17 protein-coding genes and 2 pseudogenes are annotated in these 16,673 nt (G+C 55.8%); 8 read left to right on the forward strand and 11 right to left on the reverse strand.

Annotated features, from left to right (window positions below; genetic code table 11):
* Nucleotides 1–78 precede the first annotated feature (78 nt).
* Nucleotides 79–921 (forward strand): hypothetical protein, encoded by an 843-nt coding sequence (locus tag HUO07_RS18025; RefSeq protein WP_083024693.1) that lies wholly within the window; start codon nt 79–81, stop codon nt 919–921.
* Between the two features lie 243 nt (nt 922–1,164).
* Here the strand turns inward: HUO07_RS18025 and HUO07_RS18030 are convergent, their stop codons facing one another.
* From HUO07_RS18030 to HUO07_RS18040, 3 genes are all read right to left on the reverse strand, one after another.
* Nucleotides 1,165–1,440 (reverse strand): hypothetical protein, encoded by a 276-nt coding sequence (locus HUO07_RS18030; RefSeq protein WP_035557873.1) that lies wholly within the window; start codon nt 1,438–1,440, stop codon nt 1,165–1,167.
* A 192-nt stretch (nt 1,441–1,632) separates the two neighbouring features.
* Nucleotides 1,633–1,827, reverse strand: a complete 195-nt coding sequence (locus HUO07_RS18035) for a hypothetical protein (protein WP_035557869.1) — start codon at nt 1,825–1,827, stop codon at nt 1,633–1,635.
* A gap of 415 nt (nt 1,828–2,242) precedes the next feature.
* Nucleotides 2,243–2,869, reverse strand: a complete 627-nt coding sequence (locus HUO07_RS18040; protein WP_035557867.1) for a class I SAM-dependent methyltransferase — start codon at nt 2,867–2,869, stop codon at nt 2,243–2,245.
* A 705-nt stretch (nt 2,870–3,574) separates the two neighbouring features.
* On the opposite strand from HUO07_RS18040, the gene HUO07_RS18045 reads away from it, so the two are divergent.
* Nucleotides 3,575–3,847: a hypothetical protein gene (locus tag HUO07_RS18045; protein ID WP_035557864.1), complete on the forward strand. Its 273-nt coding sequence runs from the start codon at nt 3,575–3,577 to the stop codon at nt 3,845–3,847.
* A gap of 153 nt (nt 3,848–4,000) precedes the next feature.
* Here HUO07_RS18045 and HUO07_RS22060 read toward each other — a convergent pair whose 3' ends face one another.
* Nucleotides 4,001–4,123, reverse strand: a complete 123-nt coding sequence (locus tag HUO07_RS22060) for a hypothetical protein (RefSeq protein WP_268762340.1) — start codon at nt 4,121–4,123, stop codon at nt 4,001–4,003.
* A gap of 440 nt (nt 4,124–4,563) precedes the next feature.
* Between HUO07_RS22060 and HUO07_RS18050 the strand changes: the two genes are divergently transcribed.
* The 5 genes and pseudogenes from HUO07_RS18050 to HUO07_RS18070 form a co-directional block, all read left to right on the forward strand.
* Nucleotides 4,564–4,710: a hypothetical protein gene (locus tag HUO07_RS18050; RefSeq protein WP_157826461.1), complete on the forward strand. Its 147-nt coding sequence runs from the start codon at nt 4,564–4,566 to the stop codon at nt 4,708–4,710.
* A gap of 287 nt (nt 4,711–4,997) precedes the next feature.
* The gene (locus tag HUO07_RS18055) at nt 4,998–5,909 is read left to right on the forward strand and encodes an MBL fold metallo-hydrolase (RefSeq protein WP_035558003.1); all 912 of its coding nucleotides are present in this window, start codon (nt 4,998–5,000) and stop codon (nt 5,907–5,909) included.
* 20 nt (nt 5,910–5,929) lie between these two features.
* On the forward strand, nt 5,930–6,358 hold the full coding sequence (locus HUO07_RS18060) for a protein tyrosine phosphatase family protein (RefSeq protein ID WP_035557861.1): 429 nt from the start codon (nt 5,930–5,932) through the stop codon (nt 6,356–6,358).
* A gap of 69 nt (nt 6,359–6,427) precedes the next feature.
* The gene (locus HUO07_RS18065) at nt 6,428–6,601 is read left to right on the forward strand and encodes a hypothetical protein (protein WP_176304696.1); all 174 of its coding nucleotides are present in this window, start codon (nt 6,428–6,430) and stop codon (nt 6,599–6,601) included.
* A 110-nt stretch (nt 6,602–6,711) separates the two neighbouring features.
* Nucleotides 6,712–7,077, forward strand: a pseudogene (locus HUO07_RS18070) (YeeE/YedE family protein); the annotation flags it as partial.
* A 628-nt stretch (nt 7,078–7,705) separates the two neighbouring features.
* On the opposite strand, the gene HUO07_RS18075 reads toward HUO07_RS18070, so the two are convergent.
* The 3 genes from HUO07_RS18075 to HUO07_RS18085 are packed head-to-tail and all read right to left on the reverse strand — an operon-like array spanning nt 7,706 to nt 10,075.
* Nucleotides 7,706–8,233 (reverse strand): EAL domain-containing protein, encoded by a 528-nt coding sequence (locus tag HUO07_RS18075; protein WP_127059532.1) that lies wholly within the window; start codon nt 8,231–8,233, stop codon nt 7,706–7,708.
* A gap of 9 nt (nt 8,234–8,242) precedes the next feature.
* Nucleotides 8,243–8,566, reverse strand: coding sequence for an EAL domain-containing protein (locus HUO07_RS18080; RefSeq protein ID WP_101145389.1), 324 nt, complete (start codon nt 8,564–8,566; stop codon nt 8,243–8,245).
* Nucleotides 8,567–8,599: 33 nt separating this feature from the next.
* Nucleotides 8,600–10,075 carry a sensor domain-containing diguanylate cyclase gene (locus tag HUO07_RS18085; protein ID WP_127059533.1) on the reverse strand — a complete coding sequence of 492 codons (1,476 nt, stop codon included), beginning with the start codon at nt 10,073–10,075 and terminating at the stop codon, nt 8,600–8,602.
* A 640-nt stretch (nt 10,076–10,715) separates the two neighbouring features.
* Here HUO07_RS18085 and HUO07_RS18090 point away from each other — a divergent pair.
* Nucleotides 10,716–11,285: pseudogene (locus HUO07_RS18090) on the forward strand (recombinase family protein); the annotation flags it as partial.
* Between the two features lie 445 nt (nt 11,286–11,730).
* On the opposite strand, the gene HUO07_RS21830 reads toward HUO07_RS18090, so the two are convergent.
* The 4 genes from HUO07_RS21830 to HUO07_RS18110 form a co-directional block, all read right to left on the reverse strand.
* The gene (locus HUO07_RS21830; RefSeq protein WP_232774555.1) at nt 11,731–12,354 is read right to left on the reverse strand and encodes an RES family NAD+ phosphorylase; all 624 of its coding nucleotides are present in this window, start codon (nt 12,352–12,354) and stop codon (nt 11,731–11,733) included.
* Nucleotides 12,355–12,393: 39 nt separating this feature from the next.
* Nucleotides 12,394–12,813 (reverse strand): hypothetical protein, encoded by a 420-nt coding sequence (locus HUO07_RS18100; RefSeq protein ID WP_035557849.1) that lies wholly within the window; start codon nt 12,811–12,813, stop codon nt 12,394–12,396.
* A gap of 96 nt (nt 12,814–12,909) precedes the next feature.
* Entirely contained in the window at nt 12,910–15,891 is a 2,982-nt protein-coding gene (locus HUO07_RS18105) for a hypothetical protein (RefSeq protein WP_035557846.1), read from the reverse strand.
* Entirely contained in the window at nt 15,888–16,670 is a 783-nt protein-coding gene (locus HUO07_RS18110) for a M48 family metallopeptidase (protein WP_113270589.1), read from the reverse strand. The genes HUO07_RS18105 and HUO07_RS18110 overlap by 4 nt, the downstream gene beginning before the upstream one ends.
* Nucleotides 16,671–16,673: the final 3 nt, after the last annotated feature.

A 16,673-nucleotide genomic window follows, 5' to 3' on the forward strand; every position in this document is an offset into this window, starting at 1 on the left:
CTTGCTGACGTTGAAAAGTATGGTATTGGTAGCCCCCTACCTGTTTCGCATGCGAAACAATCAATTCAGGAGATGCCTATGGTCGGTAAAGCAACAGCCCAGGACAGCACTACTGAGGGAGCGCCCAGAGAGAATCTGCGTGTTATCCAGGTTCGCCACCGAGAGACACCCAACAGCGAGACCCCAGACGCGATTTTGATGATCCAGCGGATAGAACAAATTGTTGGCCAGGGCGCTCGACTCACGCTTAGAGTCAAACGGATCGATACCCAGCGGCCTCCTGAGGGAAATGAACTCGAATGGTCAGCTGCATATTCGCCTTCAAGCTCAACAGATAGGGAGCGGGTCAGACTCACTCACGGTGAATGCAGAGGTCCCGCAGATATTCAAATGATTCTTAACGGTTTACGCGGGTTTCGTATCGGCACCTACCTGATGGCAGAGATCGTCACTTGGGCCAGGCAGTGGCCGTTGGCAGAGGTAATGAAGATCGAGCTGTCGTGGCAAGATGAAAAGCCAGGCGCACACGATGGAAATAACAAGGTTAGGCGTGATCGGTTCTATGAGCAGTTCGGTATTGAATTCATCCCTAGTGAAACCGAATCGCAGATAACCGCTCGATCAAAATACATGCTTGCTGAAAACCTGACGACTGACGATGCCGAGCGTGCCTGGCGATTGAATATCCAAAAGGTGAATGCGAGTGACTGGCTAGTTGATCAGCAGCGAAAGCTGGAAGAACAGGAAGGGCAGATAGCGAAGCTCAAGCGAAAGGCTGCAAGCCTGCAGACCACGAAAGACCGCATTGAAGCCCATCCATACCGCTATGCAGTGTGTCGTTTTCTTACCAATCCTCTGGCGTTGGGCTGCCTTGCACTGGTGGCTGTGGCCTTTTCCCTCGCCAAGGAAGTGGTTAGCTGAACCATCCGCCAGCCTCTGGTAACCGGAAATAAAAAAGCTCTTCGCGAAGGAAGAGCTTGTTGAATGTGAGATCAATGTCTCTTGTTCTGACGAGAATGACAATCGCCAGAATTCAGCTAACTGCTGCTGCCGTCCTGATGGTGATGATGCTTGCTGCGTTCAATTTGAACGAACGTGAATAAACACACGGCCGCCATAAAGACTGCAAAAGCTGTAACTAACCATCCAAAAGGGCTCATAAATTCAATCCTTTTCTGCACTGTTGCGCTCAATTCTTACAAGAAACGCAATACCTGTTACCCAAATGATAGCACCTACGAAAAACATGGCAACTGATGCACCAAGAGTGATTTTCTCGCTAGGAGCGAAGAAACCCAGAACTCCGGCACCCATAGCGCCAAGACCGAGTTTTCGTACATCGTCTGTCAGTGCCTGCAGGCTGTCCGGCCCCAGCAGAGGCTGGCCATCCTGCATCCTTCGTCGTACCGTGGCGACCCATTGTTGAAACTTTACGCTCATGATCCTACTCCTCTCATTCCTGCTGGATTACAGGTCTCAAGAGGAGATAGGGGGGCAGGGTGACACTCAGGTTCGTAAATAGGGTGCACAGCGAATTTTCCGTGAACGATAGCTATCACGCGGGCGACTCGACTAGCGCGGTTCCGCCTGCCGATGCCAATGTCCGGCTCGTTGCGTCGTTCTTGACCAGCGTCAGGTGAGACTGGTCTGCGTCAGCAGTTCATCGAGCAGGCCGTTCAGAGTGCGCCGAAGGTAGATCAACAGACCCTTCTCCTTGGCCACCACCGTTACCTTGGCGAAGAGATTAGAGGCGGCGGGGAAAGGCGTTCGCACTACGGGGCCCATGACCAGTTTCACCCCCCCACAGCAGGCCGAGGCCGCACACATCGCCGATCCAGCGATAGCATAGACCTACCGTCCTTAACATGCAGAACGGCAGATGCAAAAGCAGTGGCCTAGCGAAAGACCACACTGGCGATTAGGGCAATGCCAATTAAGAAAAGCACCATAATGCCGATAGTTTGCCGGGTACTGGGCCTGTTGAGCCTCGTAAACCACTGTTGAACCCGAGACCTCATTACCTGGGCTCAAGATAAAAACCAGAATGTCACTCCGAGATAGAGCCGAGGGTGACCGTACCGAGACAGGGGTGGAGAGACATAACATGCTGGCGATCACGTTACTGGGCCGCTGGCTCCGCCATGCATGCTGGGCTACACCAGCAGCTATGTAGCATGTAATTGATTTTTTTCACATCTCGCGCCCCGGAGTTCGCCATCTACCGCCAGCGAACCCAGTTCACTCACCCGACAGCGGGAGGCTTGGCCGCGCCTTCATACATGAACGTCATGGTCTTGGGACGACCGAGATAGCCTGTAGCCAGATCCTGGAGTACAAAGCCGGCATTGAGAAGCAACACATCTGTCTGCCGATCCAGATGGCAGCCACCGGCGCAACGCTTCCAATACGGAGTCAGCCGTTGCTGCCAGCTGGCAACGCGGGTTTCTGGCGCGAGTCCATGCTCGACAAAAATCAATTGTCCCCCGGGCTTGAGCACCCTTCGCGCCTGGGCTAGAGCCGCTTCTATGTCCGGAATCGTGCAGAGTGTCCAAGTACTCAGGACCGTGTCTATGCTGTCATCAGGTAGTATTATCTGCTCTGCGCCCATTTGCAGCACTTCCACCTTGAAAGGGGCTTTGTTAATACGCTTTTGCGCAAGCTTTAAAAGGCCACCATCCGGCTCCACTGCATAGTACTTCTCTATAAGCTCAGGGTTGTAATAAGGTAGGTTAACTCCAGATCCAAATCCAAGTTCTAAGACACTCCCCCGAGCTTTGGCCACGGTACGTTGACGATATTTCTTAAGCATCCCCGCTCCCATCGTCAGGTTGATCAGATGCGGTAGTATGTGGCGGCTATAAAAACCCATGGCACTTCCTCCACATTCGATAGGGATAAAACTCATATCATTGTGTTGTAAGCCTATAGCACCCCCGCTAAGCCAGCTTGTGCCCTTTGTTGCCCTCCATCTCTGGGGCACTACAACGCGCTCTTTCCCGTCCTAGGTGTTGAACTTTCCGGCAATGTCTACTGCTACGACTATTGCGCCCAAGACCCATCGGGCAAGAAGAAGGAGTGATGCTCGTCATGTCTTTCTCCTTTTTGGCGCGGGCGTGACCGGGCCTATGGGCAAGGAGATGGTCGGTAAATCACTTCCCAGCTTGGTTAGGGATCCAGCTGCGCTGAGACCGTGCGGTGATCTGGAGTACCTCCTTCATGCGCAGCGTCGAGAATAGGCCCGAGGCGAACGTCAAAGCCACCACCACTCACAACGCCGCAGCCAGTCCCAGTGTATCCGCTACCACCCCTGCGATAATAGCGCCTAAGAAATAGCCAAGATCACGCCAGAGGCGATAGATGCCAACCGAGGATCACCACGCTGGATGCACGACATCACCGATGACGACGAACAGGGTAGGATAAACCATCGCTTTACCTATCCCAATAGGAACGCGCCCGTCGCAAATCCCGAAAACCCTACGGAGACAGCAAACACCACAATGACCACTGCTGGCAGACGATGAGCCCCTGACGCCCCACCCGGTCTGACCAGGCACCGGTAAAGAGCTTACCGATGCTCCAGACGGCGGGGTATATCGCTGTCAGAATACCAATCTTTTCTAAGGCGATAAGCCTGACCGAGGGCTATCCGCAGTGGAAAGCCGCCGGACATCCGGTGCAGATTGAAATGCAGGAGAAACCGACACTACAGGGAGAAGAACTGACGATGGGCGAAATGGTGGCTTGCGGCGGATTGATGATGTGGTGGGATGGACCTGCTCTGTCTGCTTGTAATCCTGCTCCTCGTGCTTGGGGTTGCCGCACTCGTATAGTACTTGTTCTTTAGCAACAGGCAATGAGTGGCTGCGGATGTCCCGCGCCTCAGTTGGAATAACATGGCACTCGTATATGCCGGCTATCTGCCCTTGTGTGAACTTGGGAAGCAAATGGTTGTACTCACTGAGAGCCCTCAGTATCCTCACCGCTTTTAAGGTCTCGCTTATTTTTTAAATAGATACTTAACGAGAGCCCCAATACCGAGCACAAGCAGTATTAGGACAAGAAGCCCTATCAGCCCCATCCCCCACATCATTGCATCACCGTTCATCATTCCATCCATCATTGTTTCTCTCCCTTTCTATCTCATTTACAGTAATGGTTACGTTAAGCACACCTCGCTTAGCTTTTCCTGCCGATAACGCCACGCCTTGAATTTCATCCTGACTTGGATTCGCTTTTTGTCGATTTGCACGAGCTATCTTCTTACCCTTTCCTCGTGGGCTGATTGTTACAAAGTCAGTACTTCAGTCCCTGTACAGCACCTATAGCGCATACTCCTCGAGCTCGTTGAGCCCGAATTCCACGCTGCAGAAGGGTAAATGGACAAAAATCACGCTAGATATCTAATGGTCACAGTTGGCAGAAGTCAGCACTGTTTCTCCTAGGAAGACCCCAGCCAATCTAAGCTTTGCGACGTTTGCTTCAGTGCATGCTCGATATCTCCTCCCGGTCCAGTTCGTTGGGCCGACGGAAACCTGCGTAGGAATGCTTAGGAAATCAGTCATGTTTAGTCGAGCCGCATACCCAGACTGGCGGTTGATTGTGTCAGCCGTGTTGGCTGCGATCCGTGAAGCCATGGATGGCAAAGTATTTGTCGAGCATGCCCTTGTAGCTACGCACGCACCCAAAGCCCGCCGTACACGGCCATGATCAGCTATAACAAGCCTCCTTACCAATGGGGATTTTTGCCATTGCAAGTATCGTCAGCTTGGCCCTGCATGATCTAGCACAGGTCGGCAAACTTCATCCTCATCAGGATTTCTATCGCATCATTATAGTCCACGAAGCCCTGAAATGGGTCAATCCAGCGAAACAGAGTAGGTGTTTCTCCTTGAAGGCTGCCGCGATAAATGATTTGTGCGGTTTGGTTGCTGATGCTAGACATTATGTTTTTTTGTTCTAACCTAGTAACGTTTTTACCAACAACCGAGGATGCCATGCAAACGTTTCGACACTCGCCAGGCAAGCCAGATGTTGTCGGCTTCTACGACATGCGGACCTCTAGCGTGCAGTACGTTGTTAGCGATCCTGTGACTCGGCGCTGCGCAATCATCGACCCAGTCCTAGATTTCGATGAAAAGTCCGGCGCTATCGCAACGCACCATGCGAATGAATTGCTGGGCTACGTTGCCAGCCAAGGGCTGAAGGTCGAATGGATTCTGGATACCCATCCGCACGCGGACCATTTTTCGGCAGCACAGTATCTAAAGGAAAAGACAGGAGCACCAACGGCTATAGGAGCTTACGTTACACAAGTGCAAGCGCTATGGAAGGATATATACAACTGGCCCGACTTTCCGGATGACGGCCGCCAGTGGGATCACCTTTTTGTAGAGGGCGATACTTTCCACGTGGGCGAGATAGAAGGCCGGATTATGTTCTCGCCCGGCCATACCAAGGCGTCGATCACCTACGTCATCGGCGATGCGGCGTTCGTGCACGACACGCTGTTTCAGCCGGATGGTGGTACGGCCCGTGCCGATTTCCCCGGGGGCAATGCTCACAAACTGTGGGATTCCATTCAGGCCATCCTGGCACTGCCGGACGACACTCGGCTCTTTACTGGTCACGACTACATGCCCGGCGATCGCGAGCCAGAGTGGGAAAGCACGGTGAGAGTCCAGCGCGAAACCAATATTCATCTCCGAGACAGCCCGACAGCGGACAGCTTCATCGCCTTGCGTAACGAGCGTGACGCCAAGCTGCCCATGCCTAAACTGATCCTGCACGCCTTGCAAGTCAATATCCGGGGCGGCGACCTGCCAGAGCCAGAGGATAATGGTCGTCGTTACCTAAAGATTCCCCTCGATGCTCTACCGGGGGCCGCCTGGGATGAGGCGCGCTCCTAAAGCGACCAAGGAGGTAACCTATGGATATCAAACCGCTCGATGATCGTCTTTATGTGACAGCACAACCTCGCCTCGACGAACTTGAACAGCTCGCCGAGCAAGGGTTCCGCACCATTATCTCCAATCGCCCGCGTGGGGAAAGTGATGACCAGCCGGATCCCGATGCTCTCAAGGCTAAGGCAGAATCACTGGGTATGGTCTGGCATGAAGTTCCCGTCAAGCCCGGCAAGTATTCCCAGCAGGACATTGCCGCCTTTGCCGATGCCCTGGAGTTATCGCCGACTCCCGTGATCGGTTTCTGCCGGACCGGCACACGGGTCGCTCATCTCTGGGCCTATTCACAGGTCTCGCATCGTCCGATTTCGGAACTCGTCGGTGCTGCCAAGTCGGCCGGCTATGACCTAGAGCCGCTTCGCGAGAGCCTCGAAAACCAGGCCAATGACAACTAATAGCGCTGACCGGCATGGCCAGTTTGCGCCGCTATTTCCCCATCGCTCAGTGGCTGCCAGGCCGTCAACTTGATCGATGCCTCGGCACTGGATAGTTTGCAGTCGATCAACCCGCGTTTGAGTGATGCGGGGTTACAACTGCACCTTTGCGAGGTCAAGGGGCCAGAGATGAACCGCCTGCTGAAGACAGCATTCCTACGCAATTTCAGCGGTAATGTCTTCCTGAACACGTTCGATGCTTGACATGCCTTGCACGCTCATTCTTCTGCAGAGCTGAGCGATCCCGACAATGACGATGCTTCGACACGGCTTGTCCGGCATATTTCAAATACCTGACATAGAGGAGACACAACGTGGACATAGCGGCAAGTCTTTCCGGTTTGATCGGCGGTGTGCTGATCGGCCTGGCAGCTGTATGGCTGATGGCAACGCTGGGTCGTATTTCCGGCGTCAGCGGAATCCTCTCCGGACTATTGCTGGAGCAACCCGCAGGAGATTCGGCTTGGCGCCTGGCCTTCCTACTGGGTCTGTTCAGCGGCCCACTCATCCTTATTTTACTGGGAGGTGGGCTAGGTAATGTCTCCGGCGCACCGGATGAGGTCATCGGTCAGCCGGCGGGAGATATCGGGCTGATGCTGCTGGCAGGTCTATTGGTCGGCGTCGGGACAAAAGTCGGCAGCGGCTGTACTAGTGGTCACGGCGTCAGCGGTCTGGCCCAGGGCATGGACCTGTCCGCCAGCGTCGCGCCCTTTATCCTGCGCGGCGTGCCCCTGGCGGGGATCGACAGCGTGATGCGCGCCTACGCGGATCGCGTCGAGTCCTGGCGGCGTCTGGGGCAGCTGCTGGTTCCCGAGCAGCTCGATGCTATCACCAGCTCCATCGCCCTCGACGACGCCATCGAGGCGGTCGATGATCTGCTCGCCGGCCGCATTCGCGGACGCGTAGTAGTGACCATGGCTCTATAAATCCGAATAATAGGTACGTTTTCTTTACGTAGAAAATTTAACGTAATTTATTTACGCAAAATTGCCCCTCCAGGAAGTCCTGGTGTCATTTTCAGAAGACGGCTGCACCAGCGCATCGAGCGGACCGCCCGGTGTGCAGTGGTCTTCTGAAAGAATTGTTTCAGCAATCGCCTTCACCAACCTCGACTATGCTCAGTCCTCCTAAGCACCATGGGCGGGTCGAGGCATGGCATCAGATACATCACCAATTGCAGAGCAAGGCGTGACCATCCTGTCCGACCTGAGCACAGGCCCAGTTCCGAACGTCCATCATCGGAGCCTTGGTGACACTTGAATTGGGGCATGAGGCCGCCGCACGCATCAAGGTCAGCAAGACGGCCCTCTACGCCGTTTTGAAGGCCAGCCAGCCCGACACGCCAGTGGGCCTTGGGCGGGGCAACGGGCAACGGGCAACTACAATGCTCGACCATGCACCACGATAGTGCATGGCCGGACACAGGGATGACTCCCTGGCGCCTGATGGGGCATGCCCCGAGACCGAGACGCTCTCGTTCCAGGACGCCGTTGGGGAAGGCGAGGGCGGGGCCATCAGGGCAATGATGTCGGCCACCGAGGTCGGACGGCTGAAGAGGAAGCCCTGGCCGTGGGTGCAGCCGGTATCGCGCACGAACGCTTCCTGCTCGGGGGTGTCGATCCCCTCGGCGATGGTCTTCATGCCACAGTGGTTGGCCATGAAGACGATGGTCTTGACCAGCGAGGCGTTCAGCGAGGAGGCTTTCGGGCCGGACACGAACGACTTGTCGATCTTGACCGTTTCCAGGGGATAGCGGCCCAGGTCGCCAAGGCCGTAATACCCCGTGCCGAAGTCATCCAGCACCAGGCGGTATCCTCGCTTCGCCAGGTCGAGCAGTACACGGTGCTAGTTGTCACTTTCCAAGATCAACAGGCTCTCGGTGATCTCGAGCTTGATGCTGGAAGACTCCACGCCGTGTTTTTCCAGCAGCTGTTTCAGTTTGAACGGAAACGTCAGGTCGCGCAGCTGCTTGGCCGAGATATTGATCGAGACCGTGATATTCCGGCCCGTTTCTTCCGCCACGGGAATGAATTCGGCCGGCAACACCTCCCCCAGTTCCTTGTGGCGCCACCGGAGCAGTGCTTCCATGCCGGTGATCTCACGGCTCACCAGAGAATAGATAGGCTGATAGCGCAGGTACAGCTCTTCATGGGTCAGGCAATGAGCCAACAGACCCTTCAGCCTTGCATGTTACTGCGAGCGCTACTCCATCGTTGCATCATAGAAGCAGAACAGGTTTGTGCCCCTCGACTTGGCTTGGTACATGGCGATATCGGCATAGCGGAACACATCGGAGAGATCCTGAGTGTCGTCGGGAATCATCGCGATCCCGATACTCGCCCCGACCAGCATGTGCTTGCCGCCCACCTCAACGGGGCCCGCCAGCAGGGCATGAATCTTGTCGACGACCCGTGACACATCTTCCTCAGAGGCGACGTCGGTCAGCAACAGACAGAATTCATCACCACCGAAGCGTGCCACATCGTCCTCGGTGCGCACGAGCTTCGCCATGGATTTGGCCACCCAGCACAGCAGCTCATCGCCGGCGGTATGGCCCAGGGTGTCGTTGACGGCCTTGAAACCGTCCAGGTCAACGTAGAGGACTCCGGCCTTCAGCTTATGGCGGATGCAGCGCGCCAACTCGTGGTTCAGGTGCTCTATAAACAGCGACCGGTTCGCCAATCCGGTGAGAAAATCGTAGTTCGCCTGACGAAAAAGCAGTTCCCGACTGGTGCTCAATTCCATGAGGTGACCATGGGCCAGCCTGACATAGGCTCGCAGCCGTCGATAGAAGAAGAGGCTGCCCGCGAGGATCAGTAGCACGCCTCCAATCACCCAGGGTAGGAGCTGTGTGAGGAGGCTCTGGCCAGGATGCTCCGGACGCCATTGAAGGGTGCCCAGCGGCTCGCCGCTCGGTGTTGCCAGGGGGAGGGACGCCAGTTGGCCTGTCTCCCGAGGGGGAGCTGCCGCTGCAGGCAGCAGACGCAGGGCCTCGATCTGAAAATCACGACGCCAAGCGCCCAGAATGGCCTCGTCGATGTAGTTGACCAGGATCAGATAGCCATGCGCCTGATCGGTGGCATACGGGGTCGGGTCGTAGGCCACATACGGCGACACGGCGACCAGGGCAGGCGCTCCCTGGATATCCAGGATGTCAGATGCGGGCTCGGGGTCGGCGAAATCGGTGTCGATGGCCTCGGCCATGAGCTGCTTGAACTCGGCGGTCAGCAGGCCCTCGGGCAGCGCCTCCAGTTCCGTACCCTTGTGTACGCCGTGGATCAGTGTCGCCTCGCGATCCAGACTCACTACCCAGTCGGTACCGTACTGGTTCTGCAGATAACCGCTGACGTTTTCCATGGCCCAGTCGGTGTCTCGCTGGTAGATTACCAGCTCGACGGCCTCGTTCCACCAGCTATAATCTCGGCTGCGGTTGGCCAGTTCCTCGAGCTCGAGATCGAGCAGTCGCTGCACCTGCTCCCGCGACTTCGCTTCGGCATAGCGATCGAGCGACTGCGACGACAGGATCACCACCCCGAAGACCCCGGCCACGGCGATCAAGATCGTGACCAGGCTGATTAAGAGACCGCGCCCCAGGGCTCTCATAAGCCGTTCACTGGACTCGATGGAGGCCAATTCGTCCTGAGGGGCGCTATCCCCGCGTTCTTGTTCGGCGTGCACTTACACGTTGTCCATGTCGAAGCCTTAAGAAGAGTATCCGCGTGCTCTTTCGCCAAAGAGCCTTCGTCGCCCGTCGCTTGTCGCGCTTGTGCGAACAGACTGTGATATAGCTCATAACTTATCTGTAAGGAAGTTACACTGAAAGCGTCTCAAGAGTAATTTTATTCACCCGTAATCGGCCACCACTCCCTTTAACGCTGGATAGAGAAGCACTGCTGGAGGCACCGCGGCTGCCGGCAGTCAGGGCAGCGAGCGATGGTGACGGAACGATGAACCCGCCATATTCATCAGCGCATCGAACGCGTGTGTTGAGCCCATTGATTGCCTGTCGTTGTCAGAAGGTGGTTGTACCCATACATTGGGCGGTTCGCCCGGTGTGCAGCGGACTTGTGAACGAGCCGTGTCAAACGATCCTCGAATTGGTTCAGCATGGCGGCGCACAATGCAGCCTGTCCGAGAAACGATCATTAGGCGGCCAATCCGGACATTGTCCGACAACAGCTTGTTTGATGTATTTTGGGACAATAAGATAAACGGACGGATTAGCGGACAAAAGGGGCAGTCAATGGCGCTGATTGGCTATGCGCGGGTCCCGACGGCAGAGCAGAACACCGCCTTGTAGACCGATGCGCTTCGCAAGGCGGAGTGCGAGCGAATCTTTGATGACACCGTCTCCGGGGCCAAGGAAGAACGACCCGGCCTAACAGCCGCGCTGGGGTTCCTGCGCGACGGGGATGTGCTGGTTGTGTGGCGACTGGATCGACTGGGACGCTCACTGCCGCATCTGATCGAAGTGGTCAGCACTCTGGACGCGCGTGGCGTCGGATTCCGGTCGCTGACCGAAAGCATCGATACCACCACGCCGGGTGGGCGGCTGATCTTCCACGTGTTCGGCGCCTTGGGGCAGTTCGAGCGTGATCTGATCCGTGATCGCACCAAGGCGGGGCTGGCCGCTGCCGCCGCCCGTGGGCGCAAAGGAGAATGCAAGCCCGTTGTCACCGACGACAAGCTGAAGCGGGCAAGGGAGCACCTCGCCAATGGGCTGAGCATCCGCGAGGCCGCCGCACGCATCAAGGTCAGCAAGACGGCCCTTTACGCCGCTTTGGAGGCCAGCCAGTCCGAAGCCCCAGACCACAGTGCAACCGACTTCAGACACGCAGTGCGATCGTCTTCTGAAAATAACACCTGGAGGGGCAAGCTTCATGTGTAAAGAAAACTGGACTGCTCTGTGTTCTCCGGACACTTCTAGCCTAATAGTGATGCTTTATATCGACTTTATGATCAAAGATGGCAGAAAATCAGCCGATATGTGTAAGCATAATAGTATTAAACTTGGAGCATTTAAGGATAGGCCAGTAAGAACTTGGACTGGCTGCAGTCCCCTGAACCCAATTGATACTGATTTTTAAGAAGGCACCACCGAGCTAGCAACTTATTCCACTTAGCGCTGTTCATAGCTTTTCTCATTATTCGAGCTTTCAAAAAGCATGACTGACCGGATGGATCAAGCGGTTTTGAAAATGCCTCCCTCAGCAGACAGCCTGGGGAAGCGTGAAATCAACAGTCTGGGCGAACTACAAGCCCGTATAACCCATGCTTAACGGGCAGGTTCTCCGTTTGCCATCAATTGATAGCCTTACTGTGGCAGAGTAGGATCAGTCCCAAGTAAGGAACCTTACCTGCGCTTTCTGCCGCTCGATCCCGAACTCCGCTGGCTCGACATCTGCAAAGGGCTGCCCCTCCATCGCTAGCCAGTAGCAACGTAGATCAGCATCGCCTCGGACAATCAGCACATCATCATGATTTTGCATCCTTCTCTTCTCATTCCCGTATGACAGGTCTCGAAGAGAGGTAGGGGCGGTGTGACGTGAAATGAAGGCGTCGGTGTAGACTACGAGGTTTACACCCCGTGGATTGGCCAACGACGGGAACAGTATGCCGCTAGCACCAGCCTCCAAGGCTAGGTCAGCGAGCAACCAGCTGGGCGGTTCAACGCGATCATTAAACAAAATTCTACGCCAGTCACAACCCATTTCCTGCCAGAGAGAGTCCCAGTCAGCCGTGTACCCATGGCTGAAGTCCACTACTGTGGCCAACGCTACCGTGTAGCTCACAATAAGACCGGGTGGCATCAGGGTCGAGAGCTGCCGGCACTCCTCAAGCGCGGTCAGCTCTTCCAGAGCAAGGTAGAGTGCGGGAACCCCGATACGATTGAGGCGACCGCCATGCTGGGCGGCGCCTGCGCCACTTGTGGGGGGCGATGGCCCAGCGGGGGACATGGACACGATAGGCTGGTTGATCTGCCAGGCTGGTAAGGATCATCCAGCCGCGCCTGCGTGAAGTGATTGAACATAGTTCAATAGATCCTCAGCTCGTCCCTCGCTGACCAACTGCTCTGGTGTCCTGAAATTGAATGCGCTGATCGGTTCATTACGAAACCAGAACGCGGCATCCTGAAAATTACCATTTATGTCAGCCGCTGCTCCCATGACTCGCACCGCATCCCGTAAGTAAGTCTGCAGCTTCTCAGCCCCCTGGGCGCGGTTTACAGTAACGCGGTGGACATGCGCCCGCGAGGCCAGCGTCTGTACATCCATGCCCAGGGCAAGGCAGAACATCCTCGGGCTGATGATTGGGCTCTTGGTTTGCCGTGCCCGAGCTTTCAAGTCAGCGAGGAATTGATTGAAAGTGTCGGGAGCAACGTAATCGGACGGCTCGATGATTGCTTCAACGCTCATAGCCTATTTTCCCTGCAAAAATGCAGCGATGTTGCTACATAAATGCATCATATAACTTCAGCGCTTCGAAGTCCATCTCCGCAAGGTGATGTTTGGTCAACTGAACAGCTTAGGCACTCCTTTTACTTCCGCCTTGGCACCGGCAGGCTTGGATGACCCTCTGCTCGCTTTCACTTGGCCTGTCTGTTCGCTTTTATCCGCTGGCGCTTCGTTGTTTAAAGCCTTTTGGCGACCAGCCGAGGTCCCACCTCGCTTCTTCAGGCGTCGCTGGATAGGTGAGGATGTCCGTACATCTTTCTGCCCAGACACAGCCGATTTCTGCTGTTCTGTAGCACCTTGCGTCGTTTTATCAACCATGACAGTAGGGACTGGCTGATGGCTCGGCTGTGTCACTGGGGACTCATGCTCAGCTGTGGCCAGCATTGCCTCCCCCAGGCCAAGTTGAATATGGGTATCATTCGGTGCGTTATCGGCCTCTGGGCTCCAGTCACCCAGCTCAGCCGAAACATCACTATGGTTATCTGCGTCAGCCCCTAGCGTCAGCTGACTAATCTCTGAAAAGTCATTCGTGGGTTCGGCTTGCTCAGCGATCAGTTCAACATCCCCCCCGCTTGTTGTGGGCGAAATTTGGTCATTGGTCGCTATCTGTGCAACGTTCCCACCGGCCGCCTCAACAATCTCATTTAGTAACCAAGCTCCCTCTGATTCTCTTTTAAATCCTGCTGGAGTCTTAGTATGAATGGAATTACTCATCCCATCCTGCTCATAATGTGCAATATCCCCACCGACACCGGGGACATCCTCTAGCAGCCAAGCGCCAACTATAGCCTTTTCGTCGCCTGTTTCAGCTTTGGCTGAGGCCTGCTGATTCTGGGCATCATTGCCTTTCTGTGCAGCATCCCCACCGCAAGGTATTGGCTGGCCCGTGCCTTCCTGTGTAGTGTTCTCACCTGCCGTATGAGAATCGTCCAGCAGCCAGGCACCATCTATAACTTTTTCTCCGCCTGTTTCAGCCATTGCGGAAGCCTGCTGGTTCTGGGTGCCATTGCCTTTCTGTGCAGCATCCCCACCGCAAGGGGTGGGCTGGCGCATCTCTTCCTGTGCAGTATTCCCACCTGCCGCATGGAGATCATCCATCAGCTTGGCACCGGCTATATCTTTTTCTTCGCCTGTTTCAACCATTGCGGAGGCCTGCTGGTTCTGGGTGTCATTGCCTTTCTGTGCAGCATCCCCACCGCAAGGGATGGGCTGGCGCGTCTCTTCCTGTGCAGTATCCCCACCTGCCGCATGGAGATCATCCATCGGCTTGGCACCGGCTATATCTTTTCCTTCGCCTGTTTCAACCATTGCGGAGGCCTGCTGGTTCTGGGTGCCATTGCCTTTCTGTGCAGCATCCCCACCGCAAGGGGTGGGCTGTCGCGTCTCTTCCTGTGCAGTATTCCCACCTGCCGCCTGGGAATCATCTAGCAGCCAGGCGGAAGCCACGTCGGTATTCGTGAGTGATTCATGGCTGAATGTAGAGGTTTTGCTCGCTGCCCCTAAACTCTTCTGTGCAGCATTCCCACTGGTTTTCGTTGCATCACCCGTACCCGTAGGCACTGAAGCAAACAGGCTGACATCACATACGTCTGACGCTGGAATACCTTTAGGCTTAGTCATGCGCTCTTCCCGCTTACCACTGTCTTTTGTTGGCGCAACGCCAGCGTTGCTACTGTGCTTGCCCTGGGGGCCGAGGACGGTTACCTCATAAGCGGTTTCTCGCGGGTATAGGCCTTGGTGTTCTACTGGCAGCTCCACCGCGATCATTCCCCTGAACTCGATTATGCCGGAACGTACCCGCCACAACGCTTGGTCAGATGGCAACGTCCAGGTCTTCGCCGCTTCGCTCCCCTCTGGCACTCCCTCGATTTCAGTGATGAGCCAGCCGCGATCGGCCAATGCTGCCAAAAGTACCTGTGTAAACTCCCCTGATTTACCTGGGGCTCGAAAGTCACCGCCAAAGGCCGCGGCAACGTCATCATCCAGCTTGGAAAGGGCTGTCTCCCGAACATGATGTTCGGAGAGGTAAAGCCGCTCACCAACGCGGAAGCCTGCCGCTTTGACACGCTTCGCTAAACCTTTCACCTGATAGGGTACTTGGGGAACCACTCGCAAGAACGTTTCGATCGCCAGCTCCTGGACGTTCAGATTCTCAAGCACCTTGCGTTTCTCGCCTCGTGTAGCGAGGCCGTCTATCTCTCGCAGCTGCTGGAGGAGAGTGACTGCGCGGCGCACCCCCTTGCTACTGAGGCCAGGGAAAGCCACTGGCATCAGGTTGGGAGAATGCTCGTATTTTACTGCCAGCAACAGTATGGCTCGCTCATCCTCAGGCAGCTCCCACCACGCGGGGAACTTTGCCAACAGACGCCCGCTCTGTTTATCGTGGTAGGACAGGCGGACCCACTGCCCGTCCTGTTTCGCATGCGAAACAGTCTTGCCAATATCATGTGCTGCCGCGGCAAGAGGGAGGAGGGGATCGGCACCTTCGTACTCGAAGGCCTCATCGATCACGCCTAGATGGTGCTCAAGCAGTGTCGTACTGTGGCCGTCACCGCAAAAAGCATCAGGGTGAGCCTGGAGGTAACCGAGCAACTGGTTAATTAGCGGCATGTGATGTGCCGGAACGTTACCCGACAGCTGCGCTTTCACTGGCTTGAAGTTAATCGGATCAGGATAAGGCATGTACGTAATTGAGAGATCCATGCCCCGGAACTCACCGCGAGATTTAGCGCGCTGTCGACGTGTTATTAATCCCATTCCCACTATGAGCAGAACGATCACAGAGCCAGCAGCCATTCCCCCGGCTAACCATGGCCAGACAACACGCAACCTTGCCAGGACGACCTCAGTGGCCGCTGATGCCGCGTTCGCGGGGTTTATCTCTTCGTCACCCTCTACCCAAAAGCCAGCGCCAGCTAGCCACTCCTGCAGCGTTTCCGGCCCCATGAAGTAAAAAGCAGTAGCCGCGGCGAGACTGTAGAAGATAGTTAGAGCAATAACGGATCTTAGCAGTGTCGAGCGATACCCCATCAAACTCATGTCATACGCTCCAGGCGCTTGATACGCCGATATGTCGGCGGATGTGTCGAGAAAAGCCCCCAGCTCGATTCAAGACCCGTAGAGAGCCTACTGAGAAGCCGGCAGCCTGCTATTGGAGAGGCAACACGCGCCGCGTCACGGTCGGCACGATATTCCATTAGATGCCCTAAGTGGCGGTCCAAGACTTTGAAAAGCCCTAATGCCAAGCGAATCCCCAAGCTCGCCACAGAAAAGTACAAGCCGCTCAACAGGCCAATCAGGGGAATGGGACGAAGAATTGTATAGATCAACCGCGCCAGCCAAAGCGCCACCCGCAAAATGCTGTGCTGCGTCCACCAGTATAGGCTCGCAGACGCATCGCCGCGGCGAAGGTGTGACCTCTCGTGCGCCAGCAGCCACTCAAGCTCATCAGGAGGCAGATTGAGGGCGCCCCGGGAAACGATTACAACGCCACCCGTAAGGCTCGGTATTGCATAGGCCTGAAGGGCAGGGGTCTCGTAAACCCAGACATGATCTGCAATCTCACGAGCCCCTGGGAATAGTCGGCCGATCCGGTAACTGGCTGGCGCCAGCCTAAGCCCTAGCCAGGCGAGGGCAGTCAGGCCCCCACCTGCGAGGAAGGTGGCCTTGGCCAGCCAAGTGACAGTCATCAGCTCGCCAGGGGGGCGCATAAACTCCAGGGGCAAGCCAATGAAGACCACGACCGGCAATACCACCATCACAGTAAAACCAAGCGCCCCAGCGAAACAGGCCGAAAAGGCAGACAGAAGCGCTAGCATAGG

Origin of the sequence: Vreelandella maris (genome assembly GCF_013371085.1) — a bacterium.
Lineage (GTDB): Bacteria > Pseudomonadota > Gammaproteobacteria > Pseudomonadales > Halomonadaceae > Vreelandella > Vreelandella maris.

Bases quoted from the DNA above. Each gene is read 5' to 3' on its own strand.
- HUO07_RS18025 (WP_083024693.1), top strand. From the start codon at position 79: ATGGTCGGTAAAGCAACAGCCCAGGACAGCACTACTGAGGGAGCGCCC.
- HUO07_RS18030 (WP_035557873.1), bottom strand. From the start codon at position 1,440: ATGAGCGTAAAGTTTCAACAATGGGTCGCCACGGTACGACGAAGGATG.
- HUO07_RS18035 (WP_035557869.1), bottom strand. From the start codon at position 1,827: ATGTGTGCGGCCTCGGCCTGCTGTGGGGGGGTGAAACTGGTCATGGGC.
- HUO07_RS18040 (WP_035557867.1), bottom strand. From the start codon at position 2,869: ATGGGTTTTTATAGCCGCCACATACTACCGCATCTGATCAACCTGACG.
- HUO07_RS18045 (WP_035557864.1), top strand. From the start codon at position 3,575: ATGCTCCAGACGGCGGGGTATATCGCTGTCAGAATACCAATCTTTTCT.
- HUO07_RS22060 (WP_268762340.1), bottom strand. From the start codon at position 4,123: ATGATGGATGGAATGATGAACGGTGATGCAATGATGTGGGGGATGGGG.
- HUO07_RS18050 (WP_157826461.1), top strand. From the start codon at position 4,564: ATGTTTAGTCGAGCCGCATACCCAGACTGGCGGTTGATTGTGTCAGCC.
- HUO07_RS18055 (WP_035558003.1), top strand. From the start codon at position 4,998: ATGCAAACGTTTCGACACTCGCCAGGCAAGCCAGATGTTGTCGGCTTC.
- HUO07_RS18060 (WP_035557861.1), top strand. From the start codon at position 5,930: ATGGATATCAAACCGCTCGATGATCGTCTTTATGTGACAGCACAACCT.
- HUO07_RS21830 (WP_232774555.1), bottom strand. From the start codon at position 12,354: ATGTCCCCCGCTGGGCCATCGCCCCCCACAAGTGGCGCAGGCGCCGCC.
- HUO07_RS18100 (WP_035557849.1), bottom strand. From the start codon at position 12,813: ATGAGCGTTGAAGCAATCATCGAGCCGTCCGATTACGTTGCTCCCGAC.
- HUO07_RS18105 (WP_035557846.1), bottom strand. From the start codon at position 15,891: ATGAGTTTGATGGGGTATCGCTCGACACTGCTAAGATCCGTTATTGCT.
- HUO07_RS18110 (WP_113270589.1), bottom strand. From the start codon at position 16,670: ATGCTAGCGCTTCTGTCTGCCTTTTCGGCCTGTTTCGCTGGGGCGCTT.